We start from the raw sequence: 25,604 nt of genomic DNA, 5'->3' as shown, positions 1-25,604 counted from the left end.
CGCCCCCTCTAGGTTACTTCTTCATGGAAGCGTAATAATCGTTGACTTCCTTCGTCATCTGTTCGCCGCCAAGTTTATTCCAATCCTCCACGAATTTATCGAAATCATCGATCGGCGCGCCGAGAATAATTTTGACGAAAATTTCGGTTTGCATCTTATCCAGTGTGGATTGCCGTTCCACCATCGTTGCCGTCGGGGCGCCAACGAATTTATCGAAGAGAAATTGATTGTTCTTGTCGTATTGATCGACGACATCTTCAGCGCCTTCGGGTCCGTAAATGCGTTCCCAGCCCCATAAAGCGAAGCCTTCCTTCGAACCGGATGCGTACGCATCCAGCTTCTGCTGAACCGCCTTCGCTTCACCAGACAGCTCCGGCTTGTCGCCCATCTTGCGCACCTCGTCCAGAGTTCTGAACAACTCGAGGTTCTTTCTGGTCGGTGCCGGTTGAACCATAGACAGCTGCCATACGCTCTCTGCATCGGGCGGCGCATAATAGTACTCGTTCTCCTGGGTCGCTCCCCAGTTCTTCTCGACGTGCATATTGAACAACTTGATGACCGCCTCGGGATAAGCAGCGCCTTTCCGAACGGCGAAAAATTTTGTCGTGCTGAACTTTAACGGATTCTTCGCAAGTCTTTCGGACTCGGAAACGATCGGGAATGCACGCCACTGCGCGTCCGGATCGTTGTTTTTGTTCAATTGCAACGGCCAGATCGAATTCCATTGTTGACCATATTCCATGCCGATTTTACCGTTCGCGATGACTTCGGAGATCTTGCTGCCCTCCTTGACGCCGAACTCTGGATCCAACTCGCCGTTTTTGTACATCGTTTGAAGCGCTTGAAGCGCTTTTTTCATTTCAGGCTGAACACTGCCGTATACGAGCTTGCCCGACGAGTCCTCCAGCCAGATGTTCGGGTAAGCCCCATAGCCGGCCATGAATCCCTCTAATCCCATTGCACTTCCCCACAAGTCCTTCGTAATGGCGAGACCGAAAGTATCCTTTTGACCGTTGCCGTCAGGGTCCCGCTCTGCAAACGCCTTCGAGATCGCCAGGACATCGTCCATCGTTCTCGGTGCCTTCAGTCCCAATTTATCCAACCAGTCCGTACGGATCCAGATGAACTGCGCTTGTTCGATCGACGAACCCGTCTGCGGAATAGCCATAAGCCTTCCGTCGAACGTCGCGGCATCGAACGGTCCTGAACCTTCCTCGGAGAGAATTTCCTTGAGCAGAGGAGAAGCGTACTTCTCGTACAATTCCGTCATATCCTCGATCTGGTTCGAGTCGGCCAGCTGCTTAAGCTGGGTGGCATTGACCGGAATGATATCCGGAAGGTCGCCGGAAGCCAAGGTCACGTTCATCTTCTGCAAGTAGGGATCCGACGTATCATTCCCTTTGATTACCCAGTTGTTTTTGATCTTGATGCCAAGTTTGTCTTCATAAAGTCGAGTCCACCGGTTATCCTCGAACGTCTCGTCCTTCAGCACGCCCAGAACGTTGTTCTCGACGATGTCGCTCAGATTGCGCACGGTCGTGATCTCGATCGGCGGGTCGTATTTACCAAGCGGATCCGCCGCTGTTTCCGGCGCGGTCTCGCCGGATAGAAGGGATCCTGACAGGCCCGCGGTCTCTTTCTTATTGTTATCCTCTTTGCCGTCACAGGCAGCTAGCATCGCTGTGAGCAACATGGCCGAACCCAAAGCCAGTATAGTAGAAGCTTTACCTCTGTCCATCGCTATCCCCCTTTCTTGGCAAGACCTCCTAAGTATTTTTATAAACATTATAGGATGACGGGAAGGCACCGGACAACGCATTATTTCAGCGTTGGCGCAGCCAAGCTAGCCCCCTTCATGTCCCGAATTCAAATAAAACACGGAGGAGGATATCTCGTGGATATCCATCCTCCCTGCTCGATGAAAATATGAGTTTACTTATTAGCCAGCGCATCGGCGCGCATTTTCACGATTTTCTGAGCTTTCACCGTATCCACGGCCACGACGTCCTTCCAGCCCAGACCGTCTACATCCTTCTGCATCTTCGTCCAGAGTTGATCGAATTCCGCTTGATTTTTCGCGAAGACCATTTTCCAGGAAGTATTCTTCACATAGTCCGAGATCTGGCTGCGTTTGTTCTTAACATCCGAGGAATCGGTTCCGAGACTCGTGTTGATATTGGGCACGATGTCGATCATATTGTTCTTCTGGTAGTAGTCCGTCGCGTTCTTGGCATTGAAAGTGCTTTGCCAATCCGTCGTCAGAGCAGTCTTATTCGCTTCGAGCGTCGTGTTCCAGTAGTTGCTGTTGTAGAATTCCTTGGTTTCCGGATCGATAGTGAAATCGCTCATAATCATGCTGTTGATCTTACTCTGTCCGTCCTGATACCCGCCGCCGCCATACTGATCCGGAACAGGCGTATTATTCTGGAAGGCGGTCTGTCCGGCTTCGGTCAGTTCGAACTTACCGTCGGCCGTCTTCTGATAATTGAATCCTTCGAAGCCGTTCGTATAATAGCGCAGCCCTTCCGGAGAGACGAGCCAGTCCATGAACTCCATGATGCGCTCGGGATTCTTCGCTTTCGAACCGATAGCGAACACTCTTCCGTTGCCGTAATAAGCGTCGCTGCTCTGAATGATGTGGGAATCGGCAATCGGAATGGCTACGTTGCCGTCTCCGTTTTTGCCTCTCTCGATGGAATTGTAGAAGCCTCTCTCCCACGAGTACCAAAGGAGCAGAACCTGCTTGTTCGTCAGCTTCTCCGACACTTTGTTCCAATCCTGGGTCATCGCGTCTGGATCAATCAAACCCATCTGATTGGCGTTAAAATAGAATTGCAGGATCTTCTTATACATGCTGTTGTCGTCGACGAGCGGAACGATGTCGCCCTTCGCATTCAGCTGGATGGTCGACGTACCGTCCGGCTGCTCGAACCCGTACCAGTTGCTGAGCCATCGCACGTTCTCCATGCTGCCTCCGTCCCAATCCTTCCACAAAGTGATCGGCACGATCGGCTTGCCATCCGGCGTCTTCGGGTATTTCTCGTGCATCTGCTTCAGGACGTTCAGCAGATCATTCAGGTTGTTCAGCTTCGGAGCCCCAACTCCCTTGTAATAATCCCAAGGCATGATCGGGCTTGAATAAGGGATTTCCTCCGAGAAAGTCGTCGGAGAGGTATCGGCTTCGAACGTAGGCAGACCGTAAATCTTGCCATCCGGATTGACTTGATCGAAGCCTGAGTTAAACGGCTTGAAATGTTTGTCCACGTATTGGGACAAGTACTTCGTATCCTTGAGCTTATCCGAGAGGTCCATGACGAGTCCAGCCGGAATCAATTCCTCCAACTGGCTGTTATCGACGATCAGAAGATCCCCCAGATCGCCTGCCGCCGTCCTCGTTTTGTACAACTGCTCGCCTGCTACCTGCGGAGCTAAGATATTCAAGGTGATATTGAACTTATCCTTGACAAGCTTACCGTACCACCCGGTCTGTTCTCCTTGGTAATTGGCTGCATTGTCAAATACGGTGATGGTCAGCGGTTTACTGTGATCGATTGCTCCGCCGGACTGAGACGTACCGGCATTCGAATCGGCAGATCCAGAAGGCTTATCGGAAGCCGGCGAATTCTCGGCTCCGCTGTTGCAACCTGTCAATGCGGCCGATACTAGGAAGAGACCGGCCAACGATAACACCATCGATTTTCTTACAGCTTTCCTGCGCTTGATCATTTGCTACCCCCACTTTTAGTCAATGTATTATAATGGCGCGGATTAACCTTTTACGGCGCCGATCATAATTCCTTTTACGAAGAATCTCTGGAATATTGGATAAATCAACAAAATAGGCGCGACGACGATAATGGTCACCGTCATTCGGATGGAGGTCGTCGTCTGCTTGGTCGCCAGACTGGCCATGGCAGTCGAGCCGGCATTCTGCAGATTGACCATCGTCGACAAGGAGCTCGCCTGATTAATGTAGTTGTAAAGGATAAACTGCAAGCTGTATAGCTTGCTGTCCGTCACCAGCAGCAACGTATCCTGGAAGGAATTCCATTGATCCACAGCCGCGAAGATCGCGACCGTCGCCAGTATGGGCTTGCATATAGGCAGCATAACCCGAAAGAAGATGGTCATGGTTCCGGCACCGTCAATGCTGGCCGCCTGCTGAAGTTCCTTCGGCGTAGATTCCACAAACGTCTTGACAAGAATGATGAAGAAAGGCGCGACGATCGTCGGCAGAATGTAAGCCAGAAAGTTGTTGGTCAGATGCAGCGATCTCATGGTCAAATACCATGGAATAATCCCGGCGCTGAAGAACATCGTTATCACCGTGAAGCGATACCAGAATTTCCGCCCCCACATATCTTCCTGGGTAAACATGAAGCCCAAGAATGCCGAAGCAATAACCGTTAGTGCGGTTCCAATGACCGTTCTTCCTAACGACACGAGCGCGGCGTTCCCGAGCCCCGGTATCTTAAAGACGTCCAGGTAGTTCTGAAAATGGATATGCTTCGGGAGAAACACGACATCTCCTCTGGCGCTGATATCGTTGGCGCTGATGGTGTTGATGATGATCGAGTAGAATGGATAGACGCAGATGAAAGCGAAAATCGAAAACATGGTGTAAATCACGACGGTTATCACCTTGTCCGTCGCGCTGACCTGATAGTTCACTTTTTTATCGATGCGGCGTTGATGTACCTGTTCATGCGTAGTCAGTTCAGCTGCGCTGTCGCTCATACGATGCTCTCTCCTCTTAACAATTTGGACAGTCCGTTTACCGAGAAGAGAAGCACAACGCTGATTGCGCTCTTCAGCATGCTGATCGCGACGGACACGGAATAGCTTCCGCCACCCATAGCCAGGTTGTAGACATATAGATCCAATACTTGGATGCTGTCTTTGTTAAAAGCGTTTTGGAAGACGAAATATTGCTCCAGCCCGTTATTCAGGAAGCTCGCGATTTGCAGCATCAACAGCACGAAGTACGTTGGAAGCATGCTTGGAAGAACGACATGCCGGATCACCTGCATTCTTGTCGCGCCGTCTACATGAGCCGCTTCATAAAGTGAGTCGTCGATCCCCATGATAGCCGCGATATACAGGATGGCCGACCAGCCTAATGCTTTCCAAGTCGTCCACATCCACATCGTAAGCCACACATGGTGGGAACTCTGGAGAAACAAGATCGGAGAATCGATTATTCCGAGCTGCTTCAGCAGCCCATTGACGATCCCTTCGCTGGAGAACATGGAGAAGGCCAGCGAATAGACTAAGACCCAGCTAATGAAATTGGGAAGGGTGGTGACCGTCTGGATAAACTTTCGGAAGCGGACGGCTTTAATCTCGGTCAGAAAAATGGCGAAAATCATGGGAAGCCAGGAGAAGAGAAGGTTTAAGCCGCTCATTCCGAAGGTATTCTTGATGACCTGCAGCAGCTGATCGATCTTCACTCGGTTCTCAACCAAGGAATGAAACCATTTGAACCCGACATACGGCGATTTGGACAACGGAATCGGCGGCATGTAGTCATAGAAGGCATAAACCCATCCATATAGCGGATAGTAGGCAAAGACGCCAAGCAAAATCATGAACGGCAGGATGTAAAGAAATTTGCGAATGGAAATGCTTCTCGTGCGATAGGGCTGCGTTTGCACCGTGTCACTCCTCTCTTTCATCATTCAAGGGCAAATCAATTATCCCGATTTCAATCCCCTTTTTGTTTGGTAAACGCTTTATTGTTTGCGCTTTCATTATAGACAGACGGGAAATGTCCGAACAACGCGCATCTTTTTACTTGCTTAACCATCGTTTACACATTAACGATTTATCTGGTCGGAAGTAAACAAGCACTCGTCCAAAGAATAGGACAAGTGCTTGTACACTTAAAATAAATGGTGCTTATGAGTGGTGCTTACGAATCCGAATATATCCCAATGTCTACTCCGATTTCAAAACCAAGCAACTTGTACACGTTAAGCCCCACCCGGCTCGCCTGCAGTACCGCGATACGTCCGCCGGCGGCTTGTCCCTCGCGGATGGCATGCGCCGTCAATGCCGCTCCGATGCCTATGCGACGATAGCTATCTAGAGTAGCAATGTTATAGATGCCGATGATGTCGTTGTGGTCGTAAAACGCAGTCGCCGCCCCGACTGGCTGGCCGTTCAGAAATCCTAGGTAATGGCGAAATGGAGCCGAAGAATTCGTTACCCAGGCATTTTGAATATGAAAAAATGCTTCGCCAGCCTCGCCTTTGAAACCAAAAGTAGGCTGTAAAACTTCCCGGAAATGTTTCATATCAGCCTCTGTCTTGACGGGTCTAATCTCGAAGTCTGAGATTATGCTTGCTTCGTGCTTCCAACCTGAAAGGGATAGCCATCTGCCAGCCATATTTCCAGTACGCCTCAGCCCGCTTTCTTCCAGATGCTGCGCTATATTGATCGCATTTATGTTCGTTGCCGCGCCTGATGAGTATGCTGCTGGTTCGAACCTCTCTTATCCTCGTTTCGGAGCAAGCACTTGGATCGCGGATCAAAGTCTCCCAATTGCCGAATTCAATCGAGTTATGGGAATGGGCATTGAAGAACCGATTACAGAGGCGAATCTCGATGAATAATCGTACAGTCCACCTCGTTCAGAACTTAGCTCAAGTGTTCCGAGGCAGCGGCATAAAAGCTTCACCTCCGTCATTGTAGGTTCTGGAATTGATTAGCACAAATTATGAAATCATAGGTAGTCAATAAATCCATTTATAAGCTTTGACACGAAGGATCAAGTTCACTGCAACGTCAAAGAGAACAGATTACCATAATGGGCAACCTGTTCTCTTTGGCGTTACGAGAGTGCAGCACACTCCTTCAACTCACTGATTCGCTTCATTCAATGACATCGGGTTGTGTTCGAAACCTCTTGATAATATCCATCACATACTTGAAGATGACCGATGCTCCGCCCAAGAAGAACAGCACGATAAGCGTGTACTCCGTAGGATCGATCGGCACCATCGACAGCAGGAAGTTCAGCGGCAGCACATAGTAGAGAATATCTTTCAAGTAACCTAAGAACGTTGTATCGAAAGTCCCTTTCCAGAAAGAAGGGATAAATGCAGTAAGAAAATCGATGATCATGATGCCGAGTACGGCCCACATCGTGTACGTAATCCAAGCGCCTAATGAGAAACCCAAATTCCAGTCCATATCATTTCACCACCTTCATACAGAGTATGCTAGGTTCCCGCCCTGGTGAGTTTTTTCGCGCATTGTGTCCGAATTTTTTGCATACCGTTTGTCATAGGGAGTATCGGAGGTGAACGGCGATGCTAGGGCGAAATGATTCCGTTTCCAACTATTTCGAGAAAATACTCAATACCGTCGACGTCGGCGTTCATTTCATCGACCGTGAAGGCGATACCGTGTTCTACAACGATAAAATGGCGGAGATTGACGGGCTGAACCGGGAACAGGTGCTGGGGCAAAATATTTTGCATCTCTATCCGTCGCTCACGCACGAGACGAGTACGCTGGAGAAGGTGCTGCAGACCGGGCAGCAGCTGCCCGCCCGGATACAGACGTATTTCAACGTGGATGGCAAGCGGATCATGACGATCAACAGCACGTATCCGATCTATGACAATGGACGTCTGATAGGCGCGCTTGAAGTAGCGAAGGATATTACGAGCGTCGTCCAGCTGCACGATCAGATTCTCGATCTCAGGCAGCAGCTGTACCAAGCGAAGCAGAAGGATCCGAAGAGCAAAGCGGCTGCGCGCTATGAATTCAGCGACCTTATTGGGCGGAGCAAAGCTTTTCAAGATGTTTTGCAGCTCGCGAAGAAGACGTCGCGCACGAATTCCCCCGTCCTTATCTGCGGCCCGACCGGCACGGGCAAAGAGCTGTTCGCCCACAGCATCCACAATGCGGGCGTTCGCCGCGGCCGCCCATTCATCGCGCAGAACTGCGCCGCCGTGCCGGCCGATCTGCTCGAAGGCATCATGTTCGGCACGACGCGCGGTGCGTTTACCGGCGCGGTCGACCGAGCGGGCTTGTTCGAGCAGGCGAGCGGCGGCACGCTGTTCCTCGATGAGCTGAACAGCCTCGACATCTACCTGCAAGCGAAGCTGCTGCGCGTGCTGCAGGACGGCATGGTGAGGCGCATCGGCGGAACGACGGAGCAGCAGGCGGATGTGCGCGTCATCACGGCGATGAATATGGACCCGGCGCGGGCGCTCGACGAGGGGCGCTTGCGGGGCGATCTCTATTTTCGGCTGAGTGTTGTGAAGCTGGAGCTGCCGCCGCTCAAGGACCGGCTCGAAGACATTCCGCTGTTGGTCGAGCATTTCATCGAGAAGTTAAACGGCGTGTTCGGGATGCAGCTCACGGGCATCTCCCCTGCTGCGCTCGCTAGGCTGACCGCCTACTCGTGGCCGGGCAATGTGCGGGAGCTTAGCCATGCGATTGAGTCTGCTTTCAACATGGTGGAAATTGACGATTCGCTCATCGACGAGCATCATCTTCCCGCTAGTTTGCTGGAGGAGCGACGGCGCGAACCTAGTGATCCCCTGCCTCTGCCCGCTCAAGTAGAGGACGATAAGCTGAGCAATCGCATCAAGCAGATGGAACGGGAAGCGATTGTGGAAGCGCTGCAGCGGAATGCGTTCAACATCAGCCTGACGGCGCAGGAGCTCGGTATTAAACGGCAGGCGCTGCAATACAAGCTGAAGCGGTATGGGATCGCGAAGCACACTGCTGAGTGATAGGTAGATATTTTGCTCAAAATGTGCTCCCTCGTGGAGCTTTTTTTTATTTTCACACCATCGTTGGCACGCTCTTTGCTTCTTAGGTGAGGTGAATAGGTAATCTCATGGAGGTGCTTTCAGCAGATGACTATGGCTAGCGATGGCGGAAAGGATAAGGTGCCTCTTAGCAGTAAGCGGCATTGGAAAGAGGTCCCGCTCTGGAAGGATGTCACGGATGAGCAGTGGAACGATTGGTTATGGCAGCTCACGCACACGATTAAGACGCTCGACGAATTGAAGCAGGTTGTCAATCTGACACCGGATGAAGAAGCAGGCGTTCGAATCTCGACCCAGACAATCCCGCTCAACATTACGCCGTACTATGCTTCCCTTATGCATCCGGACGACCCGCGATGCCCGATTCGAATGCAATCGGTCCCGATTTCAGCTGAGCTTCTGAAAACCAAGTATGACCTGGAGGATCCGCTGTACGAGGATGAAGATTCGCCGACTCCCGGACTTACGCATCGCTATCCTGACCGTGTGCTGTTCCTCGTGACGAACCAGTGCTCCATGTACTGCCGTTACTGTACGCGCAGACGTTTCTCCGGCCAAGTGGGCATGGGCGTGCCGAAGAAACAAATGGACGACGCGATCGCTTATATCCGCAATACGCCGGAAGTGCGTGACGTGCTTCTCTCCGGCGGCGACGGACTGCTGATTAACGATACGATTCTTGAATATATCCTGAAGAATCTGCGCGAAATCCCGCATGTTGAAATCATCCGGATCGGAACGCGCGCGCCTGTCGTGTTCCCGCAGCGGATTACGGACAATTTGTGCAAAATGCTGCGCAAATACCATCCGATCTGGCTCAATACGCATTTTAACCATCCGCTCGAGATAACGGACGAAGCGAAGCTGGCATGCGAGATGCTCGCTGACGCCGGCGTGCCGCTCGGCAACCAGTCTGTCATCCTTGCGGGAATTAACGACAGTACGCACATTATGAAGCGACTGATGCATGACCTTGTCAAAATCCGTGTGCGTCCGTACTACATTTACCAGTGTGACCTGTCTGAAGGTATTGGACACTTCCGCGCTCCAGTGTCCAAGGGGCTCGAGATTATCGAGTCGCTGCGCGGACATACGAGCGGTTATGCAGTTCCTACCTTCGTCGTCGATGCTCCTGGAGGCGGCGGCAAAATCGCGCTGCAGCCGAACTACCTCATCTCGCAAAGCCAAGATAAGGTCATCCTCCGCAACTATGAGGGGGTCATCGTCGGCTATCCGGAGCCGAAGAATTACGTTTCAGGCCGCGCTGACGAGTACTTCAATGAGATCTATAAGATCGAGAAACAGCCTGCGAGCACGGGCATTATCTCGCTCATCAAAGATGAAAATTTCAACCTGGTGCCAGAAAATTTGCGGCGCATCGGCAGACGGAAGCTCTACGAGCAGACGCCGGACCACCACTCGCTCAAGGACAAACGCGAGAAGCGCGACGAGATGAAGCAGAAGCTGATGCGGGCGCGGGAAGGCGATGGCAGCGCTGCGACTCCGCAGCCGTCGGCGCAGCCAACAGCGCAGCCATCAGTAGCTCCGTCAGCGCAATCAACGCCTGCGCAAACAACCGACGGAGCTGCGCCAGGGAATGCGACAACCGAGTAAGCAGCTGCAAAATAAAGTCCCTGCCTCATGTTCGAGGCAGGGACTTTATTTCTGCGTCAGAACAGCCGCCCGCACAATTATTTCGTCGCCTCTTCTTCGATACCGCACCACGTCAGCATCGTAAGTGCAATAATTTCGGCAGCACGGAACATGTCTTCGAGTGCGATATGTTCGTTCGGGTAGTGAGCGGTCGCCGTGTAGCCAGGACCGAACACGATGCACGGCGTATCGCCAACGACGGTCAGCAGGCCTCCGTCGGTTCCCCACGGAGAAGCCTCAATCGCCGGCTTACTCCCAAGCACCGCTTCATACTGTTCCGTCAGAACACCAATTAGCTCGTGACCGGTATCCACGCTGCCCGGAACCCAACGAGCGCCGAACCACTCCAGCCGCGGAGGCGAGACGGCGAACCATTCATCCTGCTCCTGCAGCCGATCGAGCCACGCCGCAAGCTCCGCTTTTGCCGCATCCATGCTCTCCTCCGGTGCGACGCCGATTCGCCCCTCTATCGTCACAATGTCCGGCACCGACGATGGCCAATTGCCCCCGCTAATCGTGCCGATATTAATCGGGATCGGGATCGGATTGCCAGCAAACAACGGGTCGTCAATCCGTGCGTTACGGACCCGTTCAAGCTCCAGCAGCTCCGATACGACGATCATACACTTCTCGATCGCGCTGACTCCTTCGTACCGCGTACCGCCATGCGCGGAACGGCCCTTCACATGTATCCGAAACCACATCGAGCCTTGCTGCTTCGGGAAGATTCGCATATTCGTCGGCTCAGGGATGAGCGCAGCGTCTGCTTTATAGCCCTTCAAGATCGCGGCGAGCGTGCCGGCGCCTCCGCTCTCTTCTTCGACGACGCTTTGGAAGATAACGTCGCCCTTCAACCCAATGCCAAGCTCGCGAATCGCTTGAATCGCCAGCAGCAGCGCCACATTTCCGCCCTTCATATCCGAGGCGCCGCGACCGTACAGCATGCCGTCCAACACCACGCCGCTATAAGGAGGGCTGATCCACTGCTTCATATCTCCTTCCGGTACGACATCCATATGCCCATTGAGCAGTAGCGACCGACCGCCGCCGCTCCCCCGAAGAACGCCTACGACATTCGGACTGCCCGTGAACTTGCTGCGCGGCGAATAGAAATAAGGATGCTTTGCCAACAGCTCGCCGTCCGGCTCCCACAGCTCAACCTCAAGATTCATATCGTACAGCTTCCCGGCAATCAACATCTGCGCCTGCTGCTCATTGCCTTGCGTGCTCGGCATACGAACCAAGCTTTGCAGCAAGCGAGTTCCTTCCTCGCGATGATGTTCCAGCCACTCGTGAATTTGTGCTTTCCAGCTCATGCTGCTCCCTCCCATCCTTGGGGTCAAACGTTATGGAATATAGATGATTTCCTCCGGCAGCTTCAAGCTCGCTTCCGTGCAGCGGACCACCTCTTCGAGCGTATGAGGCAGCATAATCTCTTGCAATAGAAGTCCGTCCGCCGTCACTTCCATCACCGCCATGTCCGTAATAATCAGATCGACGCAGGCCGGTGCCGTGAGCGGCAGCTCGCAACGTTTCTTAATCTTTGGCGCCCCGTCCTTGTTGACATGATTCATGATCGCAACGACCTTCTTCGCCTTCTGCGCCAGCTCCATCGCACCGCCAATTCCCGCCGCCCGCTTACCGGGCACGATCCAATTCGCGAGGTCGCCCTGCTCGCTCACTTCAAGCGCGCCAAGCACCGTCATGTCAACACAGCCTCGGCGAATCATGGCGAAGGCAATTGCACTATCGCAGTACGATGCGCCCTCTACAATCGTAACCGGATAGCCGCCCGCATTGCACAGAAATCCGTCCTCTTCGCCAGGCGCCGGACTCGGTCCCGCGCCCAGAATGCCGTTCTCCGCATGAAAAACAACTTCAATGCCGTTCGGGATAAAATCAGCGACGAGCGTTGGTATGCCAATGCCAAGGTTAACGACCATGCCATCCTTCAGCTCCGCGGCGGCCCTCCTTGCGATTCGGTCGCGGCTCGTTTCTCCCACACCCATTGCCAGTTCACCCCTTTGCCTGCGATGACCGCATTTACGAATATGCCTGGCGTTACGATCAGCTCCGGATCGAGACTGCCGATCGGCACGATCTCGTCCGCCTCGGCAATGGTGCGCTCGCCCGCCATCGCGACGAGCGGATTGAAGTTGCGGCCGCTCTTGTCATAGACCAGATTGCCATAAGGATCGGCCTTACTCGCGTGAACGATGGCAACGTCAGCCGTTAAAGCTGGCTCCACCAAGAATGTCCGCCCTTCGATCACGACCGTCTCCTTGCCCTCGGCGATCGTAGTGCCCATACCGACGTCGACCAGAATGCCGCCGAGTCCAACGCCGCCAGCCCTGATCTTCTCCGCGAGGGTCCCCTGTGGATAGAAAATAATTTCCATCCGTCCATCCTCCATCATTCGACCCGCATTCGGATTCGAGCCGATATGTGAAGTGATGACTTTGCGCACCCGGCCTTCGGTCACCAACCGCCCGATGCCAATCCACGGGAAGCCCGTATCGTTGCCGATCAGCGTAAGATCCCTCACGCCTTTGTCAAGGATGCCTTCAATGATCGTCGGCGGAGTGCCGATGCCGCCGAATCCGCCATACATGAGCGTGCAGCCATCCGTTATCCAGTCGAGCGCTTCTTCGAGCGAGCGCTGCTTGTTCATCCGCCCAGCACCTCCTGACTTACTTCGGTGATCGCCTCACCGAGCAGCTTCACGAGCAGATCTATTTCCTCTACCGAAATTGTAAAAGGCGGAGCGATGATTACCGCATCGCCAGCACCGTCCACGCCGCCTGCCGCAGGATAGATCAGCAAGCCCTTGTCGAATGCGCGGTCGACGACCTTCGTTGTGAGTGCTGTGCTCACTGGGAATATCTCCTTCGTCTTCCGATTCGATACGAACTCTAGACCGATCAACAGCCCTTTGCCGCGCACATCACCGACGATTTCGAGCGGGAATGCCATCGCTTCTAGCACCGTTTTCAAGTAGCGCCCTTTCACCTCTGCCGCTTTCACGAGCTGCTCATTCTCGATGTAATCAAGCACGGCGAGCGCAACTGCCGCGGACTGCGGATTCGCGCTGTAGGTGTGGCCCGACATGACGAGCTTCGAGCCGTTCAAGATCGGCTCTATCACATGGTCTTTCGCAAGCGTTGCTGCCATCGGCGTGTATCCGGCGCTTAATCCTTTGCCTAGCGCAATGATATCCGGCTCTACGCCCCAATGCTCCATCGCGAACATCGTGCCGGTTCGGGCGATACCGGTCATGACTTCATCGGCGATGAATAGAATTTCATGACGCCTGCAAATTTCCATGATGCGCTCATAATAGCCGTCAGGAGGCACGACTGCCCCTCCCGCAGCTCCGATAATCGGCTCCACGATGAATGCGGCAATATGCTCAGCACCGATCCTTCGGATGGCCGTCTCAAGATCATTCGCGCATGCGAGGCCGCAGGTTGCCGGATCATGCTGCAGCGGGCAGCGGTAGCAATACGGCGGCGCTACGAGCGGGAACTCCTCCAGCAGCGGAATGAACCGCCTTCGCCTCGTGAAATGCCCGGACATCGAGAGCGCGCCAAGCGTAATGCCGTGGTAGCTCATTCGCCGGGAGAGCACCTTATATTTGCTCGGCCTTCCCTGCTCCTGCCAATGCTGGATCGCGATCTTCATCGCCGTCTCGGTCGCCTCGGAGCCGCTGTTCACGAAGAACGACCAATAGTCATGGCCTGGCGCGAGATCACTGAGCCGCTTCGCGAGCGCCTCCGCCGGTTCGCTCGTGAACTGCGAGCGGTAGACGAACGACACTTTGCTCGCCTGCTCCTGCATCGCATCGGCGATTTCCTGCACACCGTGGCCGATTCCTGCCGTCACTGCGCCTGACGAAGCATCGAGGTAAGCATTACCTTGATCGTCATACAAGAAGACGCCTTTGCCATATTGAATCGTGGGATAGTGATGGTTCAGCAATGGCTTAATGAGATGTTCCCGTTTCATTGAGAGCCGCCTCCCCTGTATAATCAAGCCTATGCGCCCGAAGATGCCAAAGATTCGGCACTGCAAGCTTGGAGCTGCCAAAGTATGATGCACCTGATCCGCGAGTGAACGGTCAAAACTTGACCTCGTGTTGCTGGTATCAAACTTGCATCGTATATCTTGCAACAGAACAATTGGAGGACGATAAATATGGCGAACGAACCGAGTAATACAAACCGTTATTATAGTGTTGTCACCGAGAACGGGAATGAGTATGGAAATGGAAATGGAAATGATAATAGTGATGGTTCTGGTGAAGGAGTCAGCAACTCGAAGCTCCAGTTGTTCCTTGATTTCTTCAACAAGCGGCTTCGCATCGATGACTATACAGGCGATGTTGAATCCGTGTGCCGCCGCGCTGCCGAAGTCGCGCAAGAGCATGGATTCACGAAGATTTTCATCAAATCGCGTGAAGATGACTGGATGGCTTTCCTCTCCCGTGGATATATGCTGGAAGGGATTTTCAAGGGTTATTTTCACGGGCGGGATGCTTACAGCATGGCGATCTATACGACGTTAGAACGGAGAACGAGCGATTATTGGATGGAAGAGGATGAAATTCTGCGTCAAGTGTCGGCGCTGCAGGAGAAACCTGAACGTGATGCGGTTTCTGCGCCTTATGTGCTGCGGCGTGCAGCTGCGTCAGATGCAGGCGGGCTCGCCGCCTTATATGGCCAAGTGTTTCAGACGTACCCGACACCGATGAATGACGCGGCTTACATCCGTCAAGTGATGGAGGAAGGAACGGTGTTCTATGTGGTGGTGGACGACGGCAAATTGATTAGCGCTTCGTCTGCGGAGATTAACTCGGTCTATGGCAATGCCGAGATTACGGACTGCGTCACGCTGCCTGCGTATCGGGGCAAAGGCTTGATGCGCCTGCTAATACAATCGCTCGAAGAGGAGCTGCAGCAGCGGGGCATCCTTGCGCTTTATTCGTTATCCCGCGCGCTCTCGTTCGGCATGAACGCGGCGCTGTTCCAGCTCGGCTATGTCTATAACGGCAGGCTGACCAAAAACTGCGATATTTACGACAAGTTCGAAGATATGAATATGTGGTGCAAACAGCTGTAGCTCACCGTTTTCGGTGAATGGATGAAGCGAAGCCGATGGCTTCACGATACTTTGCCACTGTCCGGCGTGAGATAGGAATCCCCTCGTCGGCAAGTACATCCGCTAACTGCTGATCCGAATAAGGAGTATCGCCTTCTGAACGGATCAGCTCCTTCAAGCGTGCTTTGACGGATTCAGCGGAGACAGCATCATCGAACCCTTTGTTAAACCCTGACGGGAAGAAATACGCCAGCTCATACGTGCCCCAAGGCGTTAGCGCAAATTTTCCGGATACGGCCCGGCTGATCGTGGATTCATGGAGCCCCAGCTTGTCGGCGATATCGAGAAGCGTCATCGGTCTCAGCTGGGCGGGACCGGAGCGGAAGAACGCGGCTTGCTCCCTAGCGATCGTCCGCGTGACGCGAAGAAGTGTCGTTCGCCTCTGTTCCAGGCAGCGAATGAGAAAGGAGGCTGCGTTTCTTTTCGCATGGAGAAAGCTTCCCGTTTCCTCCGTTCGATTGGCGTCCAGCGCCAGCCGCTCATACTCGGCATTGATTAGAAGCCGTGGAAACACGGCTTCGTGCAGAGTTACGGCGAACTCGCCCTCTTCTCCGGCTGGGCGGATGATCACATCCGGCACTACATAACTCGGCCGTCCGCCTTGAAAAGCTGCTCCAGGTCTTGGCTGCAAGGTTCGGAGCTGGGCGATGGCTTCATGAATGTCAGACTCGCTCGCCTTCAAGTACCGCTTCAGTCGATGCATCCGTGAGGCAGCAATGTCCTCGAGGCAGCCTTTGCCCTCGATCAAAGGCAACAGCAGCGGATGACGGCCTTGAAGCCGCTCTGCCTGCAATCGCAAGCATTCCGTTAAGCTCCGCGCTCCGATTCCGGCTGGCTCAAGCCGCTTTAGCACTCGCAATGCTCGCTCCGCCAACTCGCCTTCAACCTCGAGCTCTCCCGCTATGAGTCCTATATCCAGGTTCAAATACCCGCTCGCATCCAAATTCCCAATCATATATCGCACGATTCGTTTTACAGCTTCATCCACATCCATATCAACATTCAGCTGCTCAAGCAGATGCTGCTCGAGCGTCTCCGGCTGTCCCGCGACATGCTGCAGTCGATCATAATCGCTTCCACTCCGGAATCCGCCGACGCCCGAGCCTGAGATAGAGCTAGAGACAGAACCAGAGCCTGCGCCCAAGCCCATGCCTGCTTCCGCCGACCAGTCCGAAGCCTGCTCCAGCAGCGGATTCTCTTCCAGCTGCTGATTCACGAATGCCCGCAGCTCGGGCGCCGCCATTTGAAGGATCTTCACCGCCTGCTGCAGCTGCGGCGTCATATGCAGCTTCGTTCGCTGCTGCTGCAGCATCCCAAAGCTGCCGAAATTGCGTCGCATAAGGATCACCTGCCTCATGGGGCTCATGCTCAATCCTTATATTCTATTCGCCTACAGCTAGGTCCGATTAATAATAATAGTCTTCAGCTCCGTCATTTCTTCAATGGCATACTTCACGCCTTCTCTGCCGATGCCGCTTTCCTTCACGCCGCCGTACGGCATATGGTCAACCCGGAATGTCGGAATATCGTTGATAAGTACACCGCCAACATGCAGCTTCTCTGCGGCTTCAAAAGCCGTATGAATGTTGTTTGTGTAAATACCTGCGTGCAGCCCGTAGCGAGAATCATTAATATGAGCGATCCCTTCGCCGATATCCTGGATGCGGTTAATGATGACGATTGGCGCGAACACCTCTTCGCAGGACACTTTTGCCGCAGGGTCGACCTCCAGCAGCACGGTTGGCAGCACCATCCCATTCGCTACCTTCCCGCCGCTTGCCAGCTTTGCGCCCTGCTGAACAGCCTCTTCAATCCAGCCTAGTGCTCTGGATGTATCCTGCTTCGTGATCATGGTAGACAGGTCGGTGTTCGGATCAAGCGGGTCACCAAGCTTTAACAGGCTTGCAGCCGCAGTGAACTGCTCCACGAATTCGTCAAAAATATCAGTGTGCACATAGATACGCTGTAACGAGATGCAAACTTGACCTTGGTAGGCAAAAGCACCCGAGACGCAGCGAGAAATGAGCTTCGCAAGCGGCACTTCCTTATCAACGATGAGCGCTGAATTCGAACCGAGCTCGAGCGCCACCCGCTTCAGACCTGCACGGTTTCGGATGCCGATGCCAACCTGTGGGCTGCCCGTGAACGAGATTGCTTTTACCCGCTCATCTTGTACGATCACGTCACCAATCACCGCGCCTGAGCCCGTGACCACATTGAACGCTCCTGCCGGAAGTCCCGCCTCCTCAAGCAGCTCCGCCAGAAAGAACGCCGACAGCGGCGTCTGCGAAGCCGGCTTCAGCACAATCGTATTGCCCGAAGCGATGGCCGGCCCGACCTTATGGGCGACCAGGTTCATCGGGAAGTTGAACGGCGTAATGGCGCCGATCACCCCAAGCGGCTCACGCACCGTATATGCGATCCGGCCTTCTCCGCCAGGCGCGGCATCGAGCGGAATCATCTCGCCCGTCACCCGCTTCGCTTCCTCTGCCGCGAACTTGTACGTCTGGATCGTCCGATCCACTTCCGTTCGCGCGGTCTTGATCGGCTTCGCAGCCTCAAGCGCAATAATGCTGGCCGCCTCATCCGCCCGCTGAGCCATGAGCTGGCTCAGCTTCTCGAGAATGGCAGCCCGCTTATGCGCCGGCATGCTTGCCATAATCGCCCTTGCTTCATAAGCTGCCGCGATTGCGCGCTCCGTCTCTTCCTTCGTTGCCAGCGGAATTTCGGCAAGCAGCGTTCCCGAATACGGCGAATAGAGCGGTGCATACGCTCCCGGCTCTACCCATTTTCCACCGATGTATAGTTTTTTCTTCATCTCGTGCATCCCCCTTTAGTACGATCCAGTTCCGGCTGTGGATGCAATGGCATCCCTTATAATTTGCAGCCCTTCCTGCAGCTGTTCATCCGTTATCACGAGCGGTGTTAGAAATCTTAGCACATTGCTGTAGATGCCTGCGCTCAGCACGATGACGCCGGATTCGCAGCAAGCCTTGACCAGCTTCGCGACGAACTCCTTCAGCGGCTTCCCGGTTGCCGGGTCCGCAAATTCAAGCGCGCACATCGCGCCAAGTCCGCGAACCTCCGCAATGATCGGGAACTGCTGCTGCAGCGCGCCGAAGAAGCTGCGAATCTGCTCGCCGATCTGCACCGAACGCTCGCATAAGCGGTCGCGCTCTATAAGTTCAATAGTCGCAAGTGCAGCCACGCATCCGAGCGGGCTTCCTCCGTATGTGCCGCCGATTTCTCCTATGCTTGGCGCATCCATAATCTCGGCTCGCCCCGTTACGGCGCTAATTGGCACGCCTGCCGCTAGTGACTTTGACATTGTGATCAGGTCCGGCTCGATGCCGAACTGTGTAGAGGCGAACATCGTTCCCGTCCGGCCGAATCCGGTCTGGATTTCATCGCTAATAAACAGAATACCTTTCTTTTGGCAAATCTCAAAGATGCCTTGCACATAAGAAATGGGCGGAATGATGAACCCGCCTTCACCTTGTACAGGTTCCATAATAACCGCAGCAAGCTCCTCCGGCGCCGCTTCGGTGAGCAAAAATTGCTCAAACTGATCCACGCAGAAGTTTGCATATGCCTCTTCCGTCATTCCTTCTGGACGGTACAGCGGGTAAGGATACATCGCTTTGTACGTCGCTGGCGCATAAGGACCCATCTGGAATTTATATGGCTTCACCTTGCTCGTGAGCGACATGCCAAGCAGCGTCCGGCCATGGAATCCGCGGGAGAACGACACAATGCCGGGCTTTCCCGTATACTTCCGCGCAATCTTCACCGCATTCTCTACCGCTTCAGCTCCGCTGTTCAGCAGAATCGTCTTCTTCGCGAATGTGCCCGGCGTGATCGAAGCCAGCTTCTCTGCCAGCTTCACGTAAGGCTCATACATCGCGACGTGGAAGCAGCTATGAATGTACTGCTCCGCTTGACGCTGCAGCGCTTCGACTACTTCCGGCGGGCAGTGCCCGACATTCAGTGAGCCGATCGCTCCGGCAAAATCAAGAAACACATTGCCATCCACTTCCGTAACGAGCGCTCCTTGCGCCTGCTGCACGAAGATCGGCGTCGTGTTCGACAGCCCTTGCGGCACATACTGCCGCCTTGCCTCCAGCAGCTTCCTCGCGGCAGGTCCGGGAAAATCGGCGGCAACCGATACAAACTGGCGTTTCGATTGAAAGTCCATCTCGTCGCTCCTTATAGGAAGATTATCGTGTAACTCGTTCCTTTATCTGCCTAGTAAAGAAGCAAGATTCGTGCCAATTCGCCGGTGCTCGCCGTCGCCTACAGTTTTTTAATCGTTCGCCTATTTTAACTGGACGTGGTACGAATCCGCAGGAGCCGCGATATGCTATATAGTCAAATAACCATTTTTTTCATATGGAGGTAGCTTAATGGATCGTGGATTTTTCCCAGGCGGCGGGTTTGGCCGTCCGTTCTTCCGTCCGTTCGTTCACCCGTTCTTCCCGAACCGCTTCTTGTTCCCGTTTTTCTTCTTCTCGCCGTTCTTCTTCCCATTCTTCCGTGACGGGAAGTCCGATGACATGGTTTTCGCGACGCACCAAGTGCAAACCGGCGACACAATGGCATCGATCTGCCACAAGTACAACATGCCGCTCTCCATCATGGAAGAAGCAAATCCGCATGTGAACCCGAGCGCAATGAAAAAAGGCGAAACGATCTACATTCCTCGCATCTCGAACATGGTTTGCCAAAAATCCTACTCCGAGATGCCTGCGCACGCCGTGCAAGGTATGCAAGGTACTGGTACAACGTCGCAGCAGCAATAAGGAATGTATTGAATTATAGAGGGCTGTCCTACCAGTCAAATGATACCCGAAAAATGAAAAAGAGCTAAGCGGCGTAAATATGCTTAGCTCTTTTTTTGCATCCATCCATGCTTTTATTAGCAGTTTACAGGCTCGACCTGGAGCGTTCTCGATTCTGAGAGTCGGATTTCTCGACTCTCAGCCTTCCCAGGCGGCGCGGATTCGGACCTCTGAATTCTGAGAGTCGGATATTCCGACTCTCAGCGCTGGATGCGCGGCTTTTCGCCGCTGAGAGTCGAATTTCTCGACTCTCAGCCTCCCAGGCGGCGTAGATTCGGGCCCTCTCGATTCTGAGAGTCGGATATTCCGACTCTCAGTGCTTGATACGCGGCTTTTCGCCGCTGAGAGTCGGATTTCTCGCCTCTCAGCCTCCCAGGCGGCGCGGATTCGGACCCTCTCGATTCTGAGAGTCGGATTTCTCGACTCTCAGCCTTCCCAGGCGGCGCGGATTCGGACCCTCTCGATTCTGAGACTCGGATATTCCGACTCTCAGCGCTGGATACGCAGCTTGTCGCCGCTGAGAGTCGGTTTTCTCGACTCTCAGCCTCCCAGGCTTCCTGTCTTTTCTATCATTTCTTCCGCCCTATATACAGCAAATGCGAAGCCGTCCCCAGCAAATGCGGGTCCTTCGCAGATTCATAGATGAGCTCCAAGACCGCATCCTCTTCGCCACGTTCGCGCCAATATGCCCAATGCTCTTCGGTTAAGCGTCCGCCGATACCTTTTGACGAGATTAACTGAATCGTCTCAAAACCATGCTGCTCGAAGAAAGGCTTCACGTCCTCGATGTTGAAGAAATACGCGCCGGTAAACCTGCCTTTATCTGCATGATTGAACACGCCTGACTGCATAAAATCGCGGATGGCCGCGACCTGATCCAGCGGCTTCCACTGAGTAGGAGCCATCAGTGCAGAGAGCAGCTTGCTCGTGCGAGGCCGAACGGCTACGAATACGAGTCCCCCGGACTTCGTGACACGGTGCAGCTCTTGCAGCGCCTGCACACGATCGGCTTCATCTTGCAAATGGTATAACGGGCCTAACATGAGCGACGCATCGAATTGATTGCTCTCTAGCTGGCTCAGATGTCTCGCATCCTGCACCAGGAAATCGGCAAAATGACCTGAAAGCCCCATCCCAACCGCCTTCGCCTTGGCGACCTCCACCAATCTTGGCGTCAAATCGCTGAGCGTAACCCGATAGCCTAGCTTTGCCAGCTCCATCGCATATTTGCCCGGGCCAGCGCCGTTGTCCAGAAGGTGTCCGCCCTGAGGCAGAGTCGACCTAATGTAATGCAGGTTTACTTTGAACTCGAGCGGTTCCCGGTCAAGCCGCCCCCACTCATCAAAGCCGGAATAGTAATCGATAATTTCTTCCATACAGGCGAACACCTCCAGTGGTAATTTCATCCATTCTAATAGACGGACGCGCTGCTGTAAACAACAAAAAAACTCCGCCCATCTGGAGCGAAGCTCTTCCTATTCTCTTCCTATTCTCTTCCTATGCTTTTCCTATGCTTTTCCAATTAAGTCTCGGTCATGATGCCGCCATTCACATGGAGCACCTGTCCCGTGACGAACGACGAATCGTCGGATGCCAAATAAATATAAGTCGGCGCGAGCTCAAAAGGTTGGCCTGCACGCTTCATCGCTGTCTCCAGCCCAAATGTCTTCACATACTCTGCCGAATAGCTCGATACGATGAGCGGCGTCCAGATCGGGCCTGGTGCGACCGCGTTGACGCGAATTCCTTTGCATGCGAGCTGCAGCGATAAAGAGCGGGTGAACGACACGATCGCACCTTTCGTCGATGAGTAATCGACCAGGAGCGGCGCGCCTGCATACGCAGTAACCGATGCTGTGGAGATGATCGAGCTGCCTGATTTCAAGTGAGGGTAGGCCGCTTTCACCAGATAGAACATGGGGAAAATATTCGTTCGATACGTTTGCTCCATCTGCTCATTGGAGATGTCCGTAATGCAATCCTGCGGATATTGCACGCCTTGGCCCATGACGAGTACATCGAGCCTGCCGTATGCTTCAATCGTTCTGCGAACAACTTCCGGCGAGAAAGCAGGATTGCGCAAATCGCCTTCGATCAGCAGACATTTGCGTCCATACTGCGCCACCATCCGTCTTGTCGCTTCCGCATCCTCGCGCTCATACAAGTAGACGATCGCCATATCTGCGCCTTCTTTGGCAAAACCGATAGCGATTGCACGACCGATCCCGCTGTCACCGCCTGTGATGATAGCGAATTTTCCGTTCATTTTGCCGCTGCCCTTGTAGGCCGGATTATCTGAGATTGGCGTCGGGTTCATTAAGTATTCAAGGCCTGGCTGCACATTCTGATGCTGCGGCGGGAACGTAATCGGCACCTGCCGACAGCGCTCCTCGGAACCGTAATAGGGATAACCGGGAATCACAGTGAATCCTCCTTTCGCACTTAACAAAGGCAGGATATTCGCCTAGAGCCCAGGTGGTGCTTGATTGAACAGAAGTAGTTCCTTAATTTTCCTATGAGGTTCCGTTGTGCAAATTCTCTATCAACCACCGAACTCCATCTAGCAAATCCTTTGCGACAAAATCCGGCGTTGCTTGCTCATACCATTTGTGCCGATACTTCTCGAGTGATTGCTTTCCCCAGCCGGTCTTAACAAGAACTCTGCGAGACCCAACTGCGGATGCCGCCAGCATATCGGTTGAACCTACGTCGCCAATTACTACACAGTGTGCCAAGTCTAGTCCATGTTCTCTCGCAGCTCGAAGCAGCAGACCCGGTCTTGGTTTATGACATTCACAACCGTCTTCAGGCTCATGAGGGCAAATATATGCCGCATCGAAACCATACTGCATGAATTGGTTAGTGAAGTCTTCTTCCGTAGCCAAACCTTTGGCAATATTGTGCTGATTCGTAAGGGCGAATACTTTTATTCCATGCATTTTCAGTAATTGGATAGCTTCCAACGATGAAGGATACAGTTCGAAATCTCTCGGATGAATAAAATGCCCAGTCCCGCCGATCGTTCCATCGCGGTCCGCAAAAACAGCTTGAATGGTTGACATACGCTCACTCCCAAAAAGGCCACCGAGCATCTATTCGGCAGCCTGTTGTGATTGCACTATTACTCCTAGCTAACCAGCTATGAATGAAGGAGAAATAACGGTTTCCTTATTTAAAATCCATTGTGATAACGCGTCTCTCGAAGGTGCACCTAATATAAAATGGACATCATTACGTGGATGCAAATTATAATCGGTAATTTCTTCCAGCGGAATCCAAGAAATGCCCACCTGATCTACGTCTGGAGTCTCTCCAACTCGCGCATCATGATTGGACATGACTTTGCATAGAAAAGTAAAGTCAATCTGGTGGACATCGGGCTCTAATTCAGGGAAAAGAGAATCCCTCTTGCCAATAAATTCATTAATAAAGAGAAGCTGCTCTGGTTCTACCACCAGACTAACTTCTTCGAGTACTTCTCTTACCAACGTTTCTTGTATGCTCTCGCCAAGTTCTTGTCCACCACCAGGGAGAACATAGAACTCCCCTTGTATTCCAGTACGTCTAAGGACGAGTAACTTCTCATCTTGAATGATCATTGCCCTTGCTGCTGTCCTAATTCTCAAGCTTTCCCCACCTTTTGCATTTCTCGCTTATCTCGATAAAGGATCTAGTCCATTTCCTTCAATACCAATATGATCCGCGATCAGCGTATAAAACTCAGGAATCGAAGGATTAGCTTTACTAGGAATCTCTTCAAAAGTCCGTATAAAAAGCCCTGTTGCTGCAATTGAGCTTATGATCTCTCCGATTGTCCAGCCTCGAACCAACACCTTACCTGTCTCCGCACGTTCTTCTTCTGGCAACAGCTTTGCAAACGCGACTTCGCCTTCTTTGATACGATCGTCAAAATAATTGCCGCTTGTTAACGCACGAGCCAAAGGATGAAAATCAGTCAAAATATAGCGCCCATCAGGAGCCAGTCTTCTATGTACCACAGCAAAGATTGAGCTAAGGTCTGTGAAATAGTGCAGGATACCAAATTCCATCAAAACGATATCAAACTCGCCTAAACGCTCTTCATTGGGTATGTTCAAAGCATCCGAACAAATGTAATTGATATCGACACCTGCAGCTGCAGCAACATCTGTGGCGTATAATCGATTCTCTTCGGAAATGTCCACCACAGTAACGTCCGCACCTAGCAATGCGAGTGAAATTGCTTTTCGTCCATTTGAACCAAGAAGATTAAGCACTCTCTTTCCCTTCGGGTCGCCAATATATTTTAACCAATAGCGCAGAAGATGCCTGTAATTCTGTTTAAGCTCCTCGGCAAGTTCATTAGGGGCTCCATGTGCCTGCACCCATGCTTGATAAGCCTTCTTTTCCCATGCAGCTTTATTCGTCCTAGCAAATCGTTCTTGCAATCAAAGACCTCCATTCTCATCATTTATACCGTATCATAGTCCCCGCAATTAAGTCATATACGGTTTGTTTATTTCTACTAATTAATGGACTTATCAGATAAACGAGCACAAGACCATAAACGACCGCCAATAATGAATAAATGAGAGAATCGGAGAAATCAGAAGGAATGACCATGTGCCAGATGGTGAAATGGGCTAGCTCCCAAGGGAGAAATTTAATCGCAGAACGAAACAACGAAGTCCCGAGTCCGATTGATCTACCCTCATGGCCAGCCAACATGATCCCCATCTTTCGTTTTCCCCATGTCGCATGCCATTTCGAGCCCTCGCATATCGCAAAATAAAGATATACAGGCAGTGTGATGAACATAAACCCATTCATCTCTGCCCATATCGGGTTTTTCGTAAACATTGGAACCAACAACGGACGCAATAGAAAAGATATGCAGATGAGCAAGCTGATGTAGCACGTAATGAGAACATAATCCCATAAAAAGGCGAGTATTCGGGTTCCTAAAGAAACGCTTCTTATTTCTCCATGCCTATGCACAACTATCCCCTTCTCAATCATTTCATAGTTTTGTCTTCAAACCCAGCAGTTCGCGTAAAACCTTTAAGCTTTCCTCCACGGTTTGATGAGCCGTATCGATAACGATGTGATCGCGGTCCCACACCTCGTAATGTCGGTTCTTAACCTCGTCCCACGTGGGGAGCTTAAAGCCGGGAATATCCGTTGTTCG

The 25,604-nt window shown here is 52.7% G+C and carries 23 protein-coding genes and 1 pseudogene; 5 read left to right on the top strand and 19 right to left on the bottom strand.

Features of this window, described 5'->3' with window-relative positions:
- Positions 1–13: 13 nt before the first annotated feature.
- From A8990_RS23860 to A8990_RS23840, 5 genes are all read right to left on the bottom strand, one after another.
- A complete protein-coding gene (locus A8990_RS23860; RefSeq protein ID WP_116191544.1) occupies positions 14–1,738 on the bottom strand; it encodes an extracellular solute-binding protein in 1,725 nt (574 codons plus the stop codon).
- A gap of 194 nt (positions 1,739–1,932) precedes the next feature.
- Positions 1,933–3,726, bottom strand: a complete 1,794-nt coding sequence (locus A8990_RS23855) for a type 2 periplasmic-binding domain-containing protein (RefSeq protein ID WP_116191543.1) — start codon at positions 3,724–3,726, stop codon at positions 1,933–1,935.
- A gap of 42 nt (positions 3,727–3,768) precedes the next feature.
- Positions 3,769–4,737 carry a carbohydrate ABC transporter permease gene (locus A8990_RS23850; RefSeq protein WP_116191542.1) on the bottom strand — a complete coding sequence of 323 codons (969 nt, stop codon included), beginning with the start codon at positions 4,735–4,737 and terminating at the stop codon, positions 3,769–3,771.
- Positions 4,734–5,654 (bottom strand): ABC transporter permease subunit, encoded by a 921-nt coding sequence (locus A8990_RS23845; protein ID WP_245996178.1) that lies wholly within the window; start codon positions 5,652–5,654, stop codon positions 4,734–4,736. The genes A8990_RS23850 and A8990_RS23845 overlap by 4 nt, the downstream gene beginning before the upstream one ends.
- Positions 5,655–5,911: 257 nt before the next feature.
- Complete coding sequence (locus A8990_RS23840; RefSeq protein ID WP_116191541.1) at positions 5,912–6,388, bottom strand: GNAT family N-acetyltransferase; 477 nt, start codon at positions 6,386–6,388, stop codon at positions 5,912–5,914.
- Positions 6,389–6,434: 46 nt separating this feature from the next.
- On the opposite strand from A8990_RS23840, the gene A8990_RS23835 reads away from it, so the two are divergent.
- On the top strand, positions 6,435–6,614 hold the full coding sequence (locus A8990_RS23835) for a hypothetical protein (protein WP_116191540.1): 180 nt from the start codon (positions 6,435–6,437) through the stop codon (positions 6,612–6,614).
- A gap of 259 nt (positions 6,615–6,873) precedes the next feature.
- Here A8990_RS23835 and A8990_RS23830 read toward each other — a convergent pair whose 3' ends face one another.
- On the bottom strand, positions 6,874–7,194 hold the full coding sequence (locus A8990_RS23830) for a hypothetical protein (protein WP_116191539.1): 321 nt from the start codon (positions 7,192–7,194) through the stop codon (positions 6,874–6,876).
- 119 nt (positions 7,195–7,313) lie between these two features.
- Here A8990_RS23830 and A8990_RS23825 point away from each other — a divergent pair, with 119 nt between their 5' ends.
- Positions 7,314–8,750: a sigma-54 interaction domain-containing protein gene (locus A8990_RS23825; RefSeq protein ID WP_116191538.1), complete on the top strand. Its 1,437-nt coding sequence runs from the start codon at positions 7,314–7,316 to the stop codon at positions 8,748–8,750.
- A 132-nt stretch (positions 8,751–8,882) separates the two neighbouring features.
- Positions 8,883–10,268: pseudogene (gene kamA, locus A8990_RS23820) on the top strand (lysine 2,3-aminomutase); the annotation flags it as partial.
- Positions 10,269–10,480: 212 nt separating this feature from the next.
- Here kamA and A8990_RS23815 read toward each other — a convergent pair.
- Genes A8990_RS23815 through A8990_RS23800 form a run of 4 tightly spaced genes read right to left on the bottom strand, consistent with a single transcriptional unit; the run spans position 10,481 to position 14,447 of the window.
- Positions 10,481–11,758, bottom strand: coding sequence for a peptidase (locus tag A8990_RS23815; protein WP_116191537.1), 1,278 nt, complete (start codon positions 11,756–11,758; stop codon positions 10,481–10,483).
- A 30-nt stretch (positions 11,759–11,788) separates the two neighbouring features.
- The gene (locus A8990_RS23810) at positions 11,789–12,451 is read right to left on the bottom strand and encodes a 3-oxoacid CoA-transferase subunit B (protein WP_116191536.1); all 663 of its coding nucleotides are present in this window, start codon (positions 12,449–12,451) and stop codon (positions 11,789–11,791) included.
- Positions 12,394–13,113 carry a CoA transferase subunit A gene (locus A8990_RS23805; protein WP_116191535.1) on the bottom strand — a complete coding sequence of 240 codons (720 nt, stop codon included), beginning with the start codon at positions 13,111–13,113 and terminating at the stop codon, positions 12,394–12,396. The genes A8990_RS23810 and A8990_RS23805 overlap by 58 nt, the downstream gene beginning before the upstream one ends.
- Positions 13,110–14,447: an aspartate aminotransferase family protein gene (locus tag A8990_RS23800; protein WP_116191534.1), complete on the bottom strand. Its 1,338-nt coding sequence runs from the start codon at positions 14,445–14,447 to the stop codon at positions 13,110–13,112. The genes A8990_RS23805 and A8990_RS23800 overlap by 4 nt, the downstream gene beginning before the upstream one ends.
- A 189-nt stretch (positions 14,448–14,636) precedes the next feature.
- Between A8990_RS23800 and ablB the strand changes: the two genes are divergently transcribed.
- A complete protein-coding gene (ablB, locus tag A8990_RS23795) occupies positions 14,637–15,560 on the top strand; it encodes a putative beta-lysine N-acetyltransferase (RefSeq protein ID WP_116191533.1) in 924 nt (307 codons plus the stop codon).
- 1 nt (position 15,561) lies between these two features.
- Here ablB and rpoN read toward each other — a convergent pair whose 3' ends face one another.
- The 3 genes from rpoN to gabT are packed head-to-tail and all read right to left on the bottom strand — an operon-like array spanning position 15,562 to position 19,794.
- Positions 15,562–16,938, bottom strand: coding sequence for an RNA polymerase factor sigma-54 (rpoN, locus tag A8990_RS23790; protein ID WP_181909751.1), 1,377 nt, complete (start codon positions 16,936–16,938; stop codon positions 15,562–15,564).
- Between the two features lie 57 nt (positions 16,939–16,995).
- A complete protein-coding gene (locus A8990_RS23785; RefSeq protein ID WP_116191531.1) occupies positions 16,996–18,426 on the bottom strand; it encodes an aldehyde dehydrogenase family protein in 1,431 nt (476 codons plus the stop codon).
- 6 nt (positions 18,427–18,432) lie between these two features.
- Complete coding sequence (gene gabT / locus A8990_RS23780; protein ID WP_116191530.1) at positions 18,433–19,794, bottom strand: 4-aminobutyrate--2-oxoglutarate transaminase; 1,362 nt, start codon at positions 19,792–19,794, stop codon at positions 18,433–18,435.
- A 208-nt stretch (positions 19,795–20,002) separates the two neighbouring features.
- Between gabT and A8990_RS23775 the strand changes: the two genes are divergently transcribed.
- Positions 20,003–20,398 carry a LysM peptidoglycan-binding domain-containing protein gene (locus tag A8990_RS23775; RefSeq protein WP_116191529.1) on the top strand — a complete coding sequence of 132 codons (396 nt, stop codon included), beginning with the start codon at positions 20,003–20,005 and terminating at the stop codon, positions 20,396–20,398.
- Positions 20,399–21,006: 608 nt separating this feature from the next.
- Here A8990_RS23775 and A8990_RS23770 read toward each other — a convergent pair.
- The 6 genes from A8990_RS23770 to A8990_RS23745 form a co-directional block, all read right to left on the bottom strand.
- Positions 21,007–21,813: a class I SAM-dependent methyltransferase gene (locus A8990_RS23770; RefSeq protein WP_116191528.1), complete on the bottom strand. Its 807-nt coding sequence runs from the start codon at positions 21,811–21,813 to the stop codon at positions 21,007–21,009.
- A gap of 146 nt (positions 21,814–21,959) precedes the next feature.
- Entirely contained in the window at positions 21,960–22,859 is a 900-nt protein-coding gene (locus A8990_RS23765) for an SDR family oxidoreductase (RefSeq protein WP_116191527.1), read from the bottom strand.
- 91 nt (positions 22,860–22,950) lie between these two features.
- Positions 22,951–23,499 (bottom strand): HAD-IIIA family hydrolase, encoded by a 549-nt coding sequence (locus tag A8990_RS23760; protein WP_116191563.1) that lies wholly within the window; start codon positions 23,497–23,499, stop codon positions 22,951–22,953.
- A gap of 69 nt (positions 23,500–23,568) precedes the next feature.
- On the bottom strand, positions 23,569–24,063 hold the full coding sequence (locus A8990_RS23755; RefSeq protein ID WP_116191526.1) for an NUDIX domain-containing protein: 495 nt from the start codon (positions 24,061–24,063) through the stop codon (positions 23,569–23,571).
- Between the two features lie 27 nt (positions 24,064–24,090).
- Positions 24,091–24,864 carry a class I SAM-dependent methyltransferase gene (locus tag A8990_RS23750; protein ID WP_116191525.1) on the bottom strand — a complete coding sequence of 258 codons (774 nt, stop codon included), beginning with the start codon at positions 24,862–24,864 and terminating at the stop codon, positions 24,091–24,093.
- Between the two features lie 19 nt (positions 24,865–24,883).
- A complete protein-coding gene (locus tag A8990_RS23745) occupies positions 24,884–25,435 on the bottom strand; it encodes an RDD family protein (protein WP_245996177.1) in 552 nt (183 codons plus the stop codon).
- Positions 25,436–25,604: the final 169 nt, after the last annotated feature.

This window comes from Paenibacillus taihuensis (genome assembly GCF_003386535.1).
Taxonomy (GTDB): domain Bacteria; phylum Bacillota; class Bacilli; order Paenibacillales; family Paenibacillaceae; genus Paenibacillus_Z; species Paenibacillus_Z taihuensis.
The sequence above is the reverse complement of the archived record's forward strand: the minus strand, read 5'-3'. Positions and strand labels throughout refer to the sequence as shown.